4 protein-coding genes and 1 pseudogene are annotated in these 11,175 nt (G+C 59.6%); 2 read left to right on the top strand and 3 right to left on the bottom strand.

All coding sequences use genetic code 11. The features are described from left to right. Both xopAD and ACWGS9_RS32705 read right to left on the bottom strand, forming a co-directional pair. On the bottom strand, positions 1-8,226 hold an 8,226-nt coding region (gene xopAD, locus ACWGS9_RS32710; protein WP_454509109.1), incomplete at its 3' end, for a XopAD/skwp family type III secretion system effector. A gap of 829 nt (positions 8,227-9,055) precedes the next feature. Beyond that, the gene (locus ACWGS9_RS32705; RefSeq protein ID WP_454509108.1) at positions 9,056-9,598 is read right to left on the bottom strand and encodes a hypothetical protein; all 543 of its coding nucleotides are present in this window, start codon (positions 9,596-9,598) and stop codon (positions 9,056-9,058) included. 255 nt (positions 9,599-9,853) lie between these two features. Here ACWGS9_RS32705 and ACWGS9_RS32700 point away from each other — a divergent pair, with 255 nt between their 5' ends. Further along, on the top strand, positions 9,854-10,276 hold the full coding sequence (locus ACWGS9_RS32700; protein ID WP_454509107.1) for a winged helix-turn-helix domain-containing protein: 423 nt from the start codon (positions 9,854-9,856) through the stop codon (positions 10,274-10,276). A 269-nt stretch (positions 10,277-10,545) separates the two neighbouring features. Here the strand turns inward: ACWGS9_RS32700 and ACWGS9_RS32695 are convergent. Next, positions 10,546-10,712, bottom strand: a pseudogene (locus ACWGS9_RS32695) (IS110 family transposase); the annotation flags it as partial. Positions 10,713-10,874: 162 nt separating this feature from the next. Here ACWGS9_RS32695 and ACWGS9_RS32690 point away from each other — a divergent pair. Continuing rightward, positions 10,875-11,175 (top strand): hypothetical protein (locus tag ACWGS9_RS32690; protein ID WP_454509106.1); only part of this gene is annotated, 301 nt, incomplete at its 3' end.

Genomic DNA, 11,175 nt, shown 5'->3' with positions numbered 1-11,175 from the left:
GGTGGCCCCGAGCACTGACCCCGCCGGGACACTGGACGAGGCGACCCTTCCGATCTGAGCATCGGAGGAGGTGGTCGTGGGCGTAGCCACATCAACCAGTGGAAGACCGCGGTAGGTGTCTGGCAGCCAAGCTGTGACTGGCAACGCTGGTTGCGGCGAAAGCCGATCGCGATGGATGTGCTGAACGTCATCGGCTCCTCCCGGCCTCAAGTCGGCGGCGGAGCCTGTCCCCTGCATCAAGGGCAGCGGCTGCACGTCGCCGAACATCTGCCCCCCGCGCCGACGCACCGGTGCAGAATCAGCATCATCACGCAAATCGGACGGTGTGGGCGCATTCAGGTCGACAACAGACTGAAGGCCGCCGAAGGTGCCTGAGCGAGCACATAAGTGGGCGTGCAGCGCGCTCAGACAAGCATCCGCACTTTTAAGATCCCGCTGGTGCTGCGGGGCAATCGTGAGATCGGCAAGTTGATAGACAGGATTGCGCATGTGCATCAGGTCTGTGAGGGCCTTGTCTTGATCGTTGGTTTGCGTCTTCAGACGCCCGCGCCTCTGGTTCCGCCTGATCACGTTCTCGTGGGTATTGAGCCAGATTGAGACCGCCTTCTCACCGACAAGATGCCGAATTTCCTCGATCATGAACGCTTCATCACCGGTTGCGAGCACCTTCGGCCCTTGTTCGAGCGACTGCCTTATCTCCCTCATCTCAATATCTCTGAAACGCGCTTCCCCATCCTCGGCGAAAATCTTAGTTATGGGCTTGCCACTCTTTGCCTCGATCTCTTTATCGGAATCGACGAACCTCAGCCCCAGTCGTCTGGCGAGTACACGGCCAAAACTGGATTTCCCAGCGCCCTTCATGCCGACAAGCACGATTGGTCGCGCGCCCAGAGCGCCAAGAATTTCTTGTGCGATCGCGGAGCGCGCCGTGTGTTTAGGCGGCTCCTGCAATCGACGAGTTAGACTGGCACCAACCGCACTATCCGCGTCGGCTTCCCAATGGGGAATTTCTATGGCCCCCTCAGGGATGACAACCTTGTTGCAGGCGTGCCGCACGCGCTCCAAGAGTGGCTCGGCCATAGAGTGATCCAGGGGCTTTCGGCCGCTTCGCTGCAGCTCCTGCAGCTTCTGGAGCTCCTTGTACGTGTCATGATTATCGATCTTGGCCTTGTAGCTGTCGGCTGTGTGGAACTCCACCTCAAAGCGGTAGCCGTCAGGCGTTGCGAGCACAGTCTTGATACCGACAAAGGTTGGTGATCGCGTCCTGAACCAGTTGGTCGTGCTGACCTCGGCATAGCCCCGCTCTTCGAAGGCTAGAATGGCCTTCTTGAAGGCACGCGTAAAATCCTTGGCAGGGAGTTCGAAGAGATGACGTACAGCGTTGCCGATCAGCTGGATGCCGGCCTCGGCCGGGACCTGCGTGCCGATGAGCTGGTCCGTCATGGAAGCTTCTGATCTCAGCCGGTGCTCAAGATGAGGCATATTCACCTGGATACCCGCTTTCCTGAGGCTCGCGGCAACTCCGAGCGCGCCTGCGGTGATGTTCTCTTCCCCCTCTTTGGCACGCGACGCCTCGATTTTGACGCGCTCTACCGCCTCCTCGCGGCTCAACGTAACTGTCATATCGCTATCCTCGACGGCGGGCCGGAGGTTGGAGGGCCTGGACAGAATGTCTAGATCCGCAGCGAACCTGATCGAAGTTTCCATGATGGAAGCCGCCAGCGTGGGGTTGTCCTTCAGCTCGTTCAACGCTGCATCGGAATCAAAGCTTCCGTGGTGGAGGGCCGCCGCCGTGCTCTTCACATATGGCACGGAGGCTAGGCCCGGTATCTGTTGCAGCAGGCGCTGAAGGTACCCGCTCTTGATCATAAAGATGTGGGCCCCAGTGTCGGATTTATAGGCGTCAGTTCCGACCTTGATACCGAGGCTCAGGAGATTGTTTGCGCTTTGCACGAGGTCGTGTGGATTGTAACCGTCCGGTCGCGGGTCGATGCGCGCAGGGTAACGGTCGACGAGAAGCTGGACGCGCTCGCGGGGCTGAGTTCCCGGATAGCTCTCAGCCAGCTCCGGGAATAGTGCCGAGAGGGGTTGGCTCATTGCGAGCTGTGCCTCGCTCACGCCGGCGTCTTTTTCGTGCAGGACTTGCTCGTCCTGCCTCGCGGCCCAAGCTTCGAGCGCGGCGAGGAACAACTCGGCCATCTCACGCGCGACCGGATGGGTGGCAACGTCGATCTCACGCCGCGCCATCGCGCGCGCGTCCCGGAAGCTCTGAGGGCTGACCCGTTCCTGCTCCAGCAGTCCTCGGACGTGTCGCTTGAGCTGTGGGTGAATGCCCTCGTACGTTCCGAAGATGGCACGCTCGGCAAACCACTGTCGCGCTTCATGGGACTGAGCCAGAAAGCCTCGCTGCAAGCCGGTATAGATTTCCAGAACATTCCGCGTGGCGGCGAGGATCTGGCTGGCGCGACCGAACTTGTAGTGATCGTTTTCAATCGCCGGGGTATGCGACTTTGGCGGCTTGAGCGAGCGAAGCCCGCGCGCCTGCTCCTCTTGATCGAATTGCCTAACATGCTCGTAAAGCTGCGGCCGGTCGCCGATGATGACGACGCTATCCCCGTCGAAGTCGCCGTCAAGCTTCTTCTGTTCACTGGGCGGAACGGCAAGCACCGAGCCTGAAGCAAACACCTCCGTCGCCTGGAGGATGCCGACGCAGTCGACCCGCGTGTCCGTCTTTACGCGATCCTTGCCCTTGGTCCAACTCGAATGGCACTTGACGTCCTCGGCAGACATCACCAGCCCTCGGTCGGCATAGTCGGCGGGCCATATCTCATCCGGCACCACGATCAGAATGCCTTTCGCAAAAAAAGTCGGATCGTCGGCCGCTAGTTCCTCGTCTGACTTGTGTGCGACATTGAAGCTATATTGGATGGCTGTGCAGCTATCGAGAAACATCGCGGTCGGATCACCATCGACTGCCGACTTGACTCGCTCAGCAGCGAACGGCCTCAGGTTCGGCTTGTCATAAGGGGAGCGCCCGATTAGCGCGCCGCTCGTGCCTGTCAAAGTCGCGCTCTTGAGCGTTGGCACATGGAGGCAGCTATCCGCGGACGGGACGGCGACAGCGCCCGGACCATTGATGTTTGCCGCCGTCACCGTGCGAAATAGCTCTTCGGACGTCAACTCTGGTTTTTGCTTGCTCCGGAGCCAGGTGATAGCTTTCTCGCGTGCCTCATCCGCCACTTGCTCGCTGCGCGGGTAGTGTTGCAGTGCCGAGACTGGGAGGGATGTGTTCCTTCCCTCTCCATAGGCAGGCATCCGATCAGGACCGTCTTCGTGATCGCCGGCACGACGAACGGCTGGCATAAGGTTGGCCAGCGAGGCCCTGATGAAGCCGCAGCCGTCATGCGGTCGCAATGCAATAGGCCCCTGCGCCCCCCTCAGCTTGAAGGGATGCTCCTCGTTCGCAGGTCGGTCCGGCAGTAGCACCAATTTGAAGGCACCTTCCAGCGCGTAGTCGTGAGGTGATAGACCTTTGATCGCCGGGGGCGCCGCAAAGCCCCTTCGCTGGGTGTAATAATAGGCTTCTTTGAAAGGAGCCCAGGCGCGCGACAGCTGCTCGAAGGCGGTGCCGGGTGCGGTTTCGGCATAAGGGATTGCCAACAGTTTTCCCCCGGAAGGCTTTGTTGGCTCGCCTGGGACACGCGCCGCAACCTGAGACACGCTCAATCGCGGCGGCTTTAACTTGCTGCCGCCGAACAGGTCCATACGGTATGGCACCCCATCGATGGTGAGCGTGCGCGCCAGCATGAATGCGCTCGGAGTTGCCGGCAGTTGCACCGCGACCACCGGCAGGCTTCCGGAGGTCAGGCGATGGAAAATTGAATAGCGTATTTCGGGGTCTGTGGCCAATCTCCGCCCCTGCATGTCCACCACCGGTAACCGCATCAGTCCCGCATCACCCTGCGGCGGCCTGGGCTCGTGATCCATGGTTCGCAACACCTGAAGCACGTCGAAGACTGAGGCTGGATGTTGGGCCTGGATCGCCGCCGCATCCTGCTCCATGAATAGGTCTAGCGCATCCACTGGACTGTCGGCCTCGATCTGCGCGATCAGGTTCCAGCTCATATTGGAAAGATCGCTTTCGATGAGACCACGCGTCCTGTGCAGGATTTCCTTGGTCTTACCCTCCAGCTCTTGTTGCCTCACCCGCAGGTCGGCCCTCTTACCCTCGACATACGGCGACCTGAACAATCTTTCCAGCACCGCACGGGCCTTGAGCGTCTGATAGATCGATAAGGCGGGGGAGCGACTCGCAAGCGGTCCGCGCGTCCGCTCGGCATCGCTTGCGTTCAGATGCGCCTCGATCTTCTGCTCAAGAACCGGTTGAAGGTCGTTCAGCAACGTCAGAGCCTGCCTGCGGTGCCAGCGCAGCGGCTTCTGGGGGCTGCGCGCCAACGGCAGCAGAGCAGCACACATGTTGCCCATTGTTTCCAGATCGATCTGCGTCGCAAAATCAGGGGCGTGACACAATTGCGAGAGCCGATCCAGGCCTGCCGGTGCGAGCAAACCGAGATCATCGACCAATCGAGCCTTGCCCAACCCCTTGAAAATGGTCGTGATGTCTAGAGGGCCAGCCTGCCCCAACCGCTCATTGTCATAGTGCAGGTAGTGAGCGAGTTTGTGTAACCGATCCTTCGGCAGAACGGCGTCCGTTATCTCCCCACTGTCCTGTGCCCTCATAATCATTCGCGACAGAGCATTGACGATGAGGCTAAGCTCAGGTGTGGTGAATACACCGAAACGCCGTCCCCCAGCACCCAAGCTGCGGGCGATGTCTATCGTGGACTGCTTGCAGGCGTCCTCTTCCGGCCACTTGCTGAACCCGTTCATCAAGATCGCCGCTAAGTGCGGAGCGAAATCAGAGAAATGGTGCTGACGTGCTTCCCTGGCGATCGCAACTGTGGCTTTGCGGCAGTCCTCCCCGTCCGGCCATTTGCTGAAGCCGTTCACCAGGGTTGCCAGTCCCTCCGGGGCAAAGTTGGGGAGGTCGGCGCGGCTGAGAACCTCAGCGGCGATTGCAAACGTGGCGTCCCGAGGGTCGGGCGATTCCGGCCACTTGCTAAAACCGTTCACCAGATTCGCCAAATGTTGCGAGGAAAATTGATAGAACCGGACGGCGCGGTGGACAACCTCACGCGCGATCGCAAACGTGGCGTCGCGAGGGACCGACGAGCCCGGCCATTTGCTGAAACCGTTCACCAGATTCGCAAGTTCCTGCGAAGTAAAATCAGAGAGCGGGACGCCGCCGTGAAGGACCTCATGGGCGATGGCGACTGTGGCTCGCTCAGAATCCGCCTGGTCTGGCCATTTGCTGAAACCGTTCACCAGGTTCGCCAGCTCCTGCGAACTGAAATCAGAGAGCCGGACGGCATTGTCATTAACTTGCGATGCAATTGAGAGCATCGCGTCGCGACAGTCCACCTCTTTCGGCAATTTGCTGAAACCGTTCAGTAGGTTTGCCAAATGTTGCGGCGTAAATTGAGAATCCTGGGCACCGCGGCGAACAACCTCGCTGGCGATCGCGACTATGGCTTGGCGAGACGCTGCCATTTCGGGCCATTTGCTAAAACCGTTCACAAGGTTCGCTAGTCCCTGGGCGGAAAAGTCAGAGAGCTGGCGGCCATGGACCTCCCCTGCGATAGCGGCCGTCGCGTCGCGGCAGGTGGGGGCTTTCGGCCATTTGCTAAAACCGTTCACCAGATTAGCCAAGTGCTGGTGAGTGAAGTCACCGAGCAAGGCGCCGCGGCCGAGGACCTCTTGCGCGGTTGCCAACGTGGCCTTGCGACAATCCTTTGCGCGCGGCCATTTGCTGAAACCATTCGCTAAAGTCGCTAGTTCGCGCGGAGCAAAGTCAGAGAGCTGGCCGCTATGGACCTGCTCTGCGATTGCGGATGTCGCCTCCCGACAATTCGGCCCCTTCGGCCACTTGCTAAAACCGTTCACTAGGTTCACCAGCTGCTGGCGAGTAAAATCAGAGAGCCGGTCGGCGCGGCGACAAACTGCCTTGGCGATTGCGTCGATGGCTTGCTGAGAACCCGCCTTTTTGGGCCATTTGCTGAAGCCGTTCACCAAGGTTACGATGTCCTGGCGATTAAATTCAGAGAGCCCGGGGTCGCGAGTGCCTCTGCTACAGATTTCACTGGCGATCGCGATTGCGGCTAGGCGAGCCGATCCCTCTTTTGGCCACTTGCTCAAGCCGTTCACCAATGTCGCCAACGCTTGCGGTGCAAAGTGAAAGAACTGGTCGGCGCGGCGAAAGACCTCACCGGCGATTATACTGGCGGCGCCGCGGCAGCCTTCCCCGTCCCGCCACTTGCTGAAGCCGTTCACCAAGTTCGCCAAGTTCTGGTGAGTAAAGTCAGAAAGGTCATCGCGTCGGCGAACAACCTCATTGGAGATTGCGCTGGTCGCTTGGCGAGACCATTCCATTTTCGGCCACTTGCTGAAGCCGTTCACCAGGTTCGCGAGTCCCTGCGGGGGAATATCCGAGAGTTCTGCGCGGCGGAGAAGCTCGCTGGCGACCACGGCTGCAACTTGCTGAGATGCCACCGCAGCCGGCCACTTGCTGAAGCCGGTCACCAGATTGGTCAGGTCTTGGTGATCAAAATCCGAGAGCCCGACGTCACTCTGTGCCCGGCGAAGGACCTCGCTGGCGATCCCGACTGCGACTTGCTGAGATGAAACCCTTGCCGACCATTTGCTGAAGCCGTTCACCACAGTCGCCAGCGCCTGCTGAGTGAGATCAGTGAACTGGTCGGCGCGGCTAAAAATCTCGCCGGCGAGTGCGACCGCTGCTTCGCGACAGTCCGCCCTGACCGGCCACTTGCTGAAGCCGTTAACGAGGTTCGTCAGGTTCTGGTGATTAAAATCAGAAAGTTGATCGCGGCGGCCAATGACCTCGATAGCGATCGCGACTGTGGCTTGGTGACAGCCCGCATCGTCCGGGCACTTGCTGAAGCCGTTCACTAGGTTCGCCAGTTCTTGCGCAGTAAAATGAACGAGCCCTTCATTACGAGCGCACCAAGAGAGTTGTTTCGCGATCGCGACTATGGCTTGGCGAGCCGACACGTCTTTCGGCCACTTGCTGAAGCCGTTGACCAAGTTTGCCAAGTCCTGGTGGTTAAAACCGGAGAGCCCGGAACGGCGGTCGCGACGCAGGACATCCTCGGCGATCGCGGCTGTGGCTCGGCGAGAGGACACGGCCTCCGGCCATTTGCTGAAGCCGTTCACCAAGTTTGCCAACTCCTGGTGATTAAAATCGGAGAGTCCCGAACGGCGATCACGACGCAGAACCTCATCCGCGACCGCGACTGTGGCTTCGCGGAAGGAATCCTCCGCCGACCATTTGGCGAAGCCGTTCACAAGATTCGCCAGCTCCTGGTGAGTGAATTCAGTGAGCCGGGAGCGGCGGCTACGACGGAGGATCTCGCCGGCGATCGAGACAGTGGCTTGACAAAAGACTTCGTCCGGGAACTTGCCGAAGCCGTTTACAAGGTTCGCAAGGCTCTGGTGATTAAAAGCGGAGAGCCCGAGGTCATTGCGAGTGCGGTGAAGGACCTCGCCTGCGAGCGCAATCATAGCGTCGTGGCAATCGGCTGCTCGCGGCCACTTGCTGAAGCCGTTTACAAGGTTCGCCAAGTTTTGCTGGGTAAAATCAGACAGCCGGAAACGTCGATCGGCACGACGGCGGACCTCGCGGGCAACAGCTTCCGTGCCCTCGCGAGTTTCCGCCCACTCCGGCCACTTGCTAAAACCGTTCACCAGCAACGACAGACTTTGACTATTCAGCGCCCCAAGTGCCTTGCCTTCATCGCGGCAAAATTGAGCGATTCTGATCGTTCCGTTGCGGCATGTCCTCGACCGCGGATGCCGACCAAATGATGCCGCAAAGAGCGAAAGAGCTTTGGGGTCGACGGCGCACACCAACGCGCCATGAAGCTGCGAAACCTGAGCTGCAATCGCCTTGCAAGCCTCGACGCCTTCCTCACCTCCGGCCTCGCGACTGACCGCGTTGCATGTCGTGGCATAGCCCCATGATTTCCCGCGGCGTATATCGTCCTCGAAGCGTGTGACAAATTGACTCCTGAACTGGGCGGCGGCCTTTTGCATGAAGGCTGCATGGATCCCGTCATCCGCCCCCTGCAGCCGTCTGTCATACTCCACCACGGCACATGAGAATCCAACGATGTCCCGGGCGAAGTAAATCGCGTCCAGAGCTGCGTTAGATTCTTGTTGTGAGAGCGCATCGCTCTGGGTGGCGACACCACTGATGCGCCGCCTTTTTGCTGGACGATCTAGGCCGGTTTGCCTGCGCGAGGCACTTTGTTGTAACCTGCTGGACTGACCTGCGCCGTGGCCCTCGGCACCGGAACGCCCTGAACGTTCCTCCCAATTTGTTGCGCCGCAATACGGCAAATAGCGAACACCAGGGCCGTCATGGGGATCAACGGAGGGGTCGTGTGACGTACTGCGTCGGGCATCGCTGGAAGGCGGCCTTTGAGCGGAGGACGCTCCTGCGTCTCGATTTTCAGAGTGCAGACCCTGCATGATCGAACTGAACGTCGAGCCATCGTTTCCAGCGCCAATATCTGATTCAGCTCGGGACCGGCCGGTATCTGGTCCGCCGGGCACATTTCCACGCCGGTTAACTCCTGTCATAAGCCGTCTCCCATGCAACCGGGGATGCGCCGACTACAACGTTCGGCGCTCAGCGCCGCCGGGGCCTGAACGGACTTCGACGCTTCAGAGCGGAGCTCCTTGGACAGCGCCGACGAGACGTAACTCGCCAGAACCAGCGTTCGAATCGTCATTTTTGAACAATTGAGCGTGCTCTAGGATCGAACATACCCACTTCGACTGACGAAAACCTGACCTGCGCTGGCCGAATTCGAGGTGGACGCTGCAGATGCCGGACATGTGGGATGTTGAGGACGGCCATGAAGCCACCGGCATTGGCGGCACCATCACATCAGATAGAACGCTTTTCGGCGCTTCATCACGTTGCCTCGCGGTAAGCTTTTTCAGATACCGCTTCATCCAGGGTCGCTTTGATGATGAGAGGTTGGGTCCGGGCAGCAACAAACACCTTGCGGCGACAGGAACGGTACTCCGTCAATACTTGGGCGACGTTGAGGTCCGTCGCGGCCAGCTCCCGACACTTGGCGCTGTCCAGACGGATGATGCGTGACAACTCGGCAGCAACTGTGCTCGTTGTGACGCGGTGCCCTAGAAAACATCGCGGTCTCGGCGAACCTCGTGCCGGGAGCAGGACAAAATCTGCCTCGCGCCCGTTCGTTCTAACCCGATAAAGGCGACCAAAGCGGAAAACGACGAAAAAGACCGCATCAAGCATGTCACCTTGGTGGAACAGATTATCCTGATCTTCGTTCGTTGCGCGCCCGCGAGGATTGGCTCGGCGGTTGAAGATCGGCAGCCCGCAAGAAAAAGCGTGAACGCTGCGGCGTGGCCCTGTCATCGAAGTGAATGCAACGTCTTCATCGCACCGACGACATCGGCAGGCGCCGAGCGAGATCGCCACGCTCCCACCGTAAGGCACTGAGCGGTCGTTTCTTTGATGCCGAAAACACGCGTCCGTATTCGCCGGCAGCGATCATCAGGCGCGCGCCAAGCTCGACCTCGCCTTCCGTTGCCGGCTGTAGCGCGACAATCTGGGAGAGAAGCCGCTCTCACGTTGATTGCCGCGCCGCAGCTGGCAACCCGCGCACGTGGTCGGCATCAGTTTTGCATGCGTCGCTGGTGGGCCAAAAGTATCGATTGGAGGAGACTGCGAAGAATGCAACAACCGCCTCTGTTAGGCGCAGCTAACGCCTCTGCTAATAAGACCACAGCGGCCCGAGGCAGGAATGCGCTCGGTCTTCGGATAAGTCTTGACCCGGAGGGCCGCCTCGCCCCCGGCAAAATCGAGCTTCTCGAGCGCATCGCCGCATTCGGCTCGATCTCGGCGGCGGCCCGAAGCCTGGAGATGTCATACAAGCACGCCTGGCATTTGGTTGATGAGATAAACCGCATCGTGGGCCAGCCTGTCGTTGCCGGCCAGGCTGGGGGCAAGAAGGGCGGCGGCGCACGGCTCACCCCGATCGGGTTAACCATCGTCAGCCGCTTTCGCGCGATTGAGAAGGCCGCAAACTTGATTGCAGGTCCGCATATGATGGCACTACAGTCGGCCATTGATGCCGCTGATGAGCAGGACAAATGACTTTCACTCGCCTGACGAGCTCCAAAGTTAAATCCCTATCAAAACGCGTCGCATGCTACCTTTCTGGACCTGGGAAACGGCGGTGGGCTGCAGTTATGTGGCTACCAGGTGGTGCAATGGCTTCGCGAACGGGCCGCTGCTCGAATTGTCAGCTTCGCTTGAACCGCCTCATCGTTCCCGACGTATTGGGAATTCTGGTTATCTGACCCCCTTGGGAGGAATCGCGCTCGATCCCGCATGAGCTCGTCGTTCGCAGCCGCTTACGGACATTGCGACAATGGCCCGGCTAAAAGCCCGATCCGCTCAAAGGTCCACGCGGAATCCGAGAGCACCCGCGCAAGATCCTCAGGATGGCTCTCCCCACCTTCATCTCCCGGCAGATCTGGCGGGTTTCGTTGACGCTGCAGATCGCGGCCTCTTTCACCGCGACGTCCAATCCGGCATAGTGGTTTCATGCTGCGCTTCTCCCCGTAATGCTTGTGGCGGGACGCAGACCACGTTTAACCAAAGCTCGAAGCGCAGCACCTTCAACCTATCCACCATGCATTGTCACCCGAAGATGAGGTCCGAGCCGATCCTCACGCACGGAGAGCGAGCCATGGGAGAGTATAGCAAAGCATTTGTTGCGTTTAATGCAGCATTCGATGGACCGCTCGCTTCTGCTGTGGTTCAGCTGGGCGCTGCGAACGAAACACTGCATGATCGTCGGGGGGATTTTGGCTCACTCCGCTGCCCCCTTGACGCTGAGCTGGGCGCCAGCGGCGGCTTCGTTCAATCCTCTCGCAAAGACTGGGTTTCTGACAAAAGACTGCCTCAGCAGGCCGTTTCGAAAATCCAAAATCAAAGCCTCGCCAGTCGGTTTTGCAGCGCCTGCCGATCGGCGACGAGGTTGTCGAGGT

The sequence above is a fragment of the Mesorhizobium sp. Arg314 genome (assembly GCF_053714275.1).
Note: the sequence above shows the minus strand (reverse complement) of the source record. Positions and strands in the feature narration are given on the sequence as shown.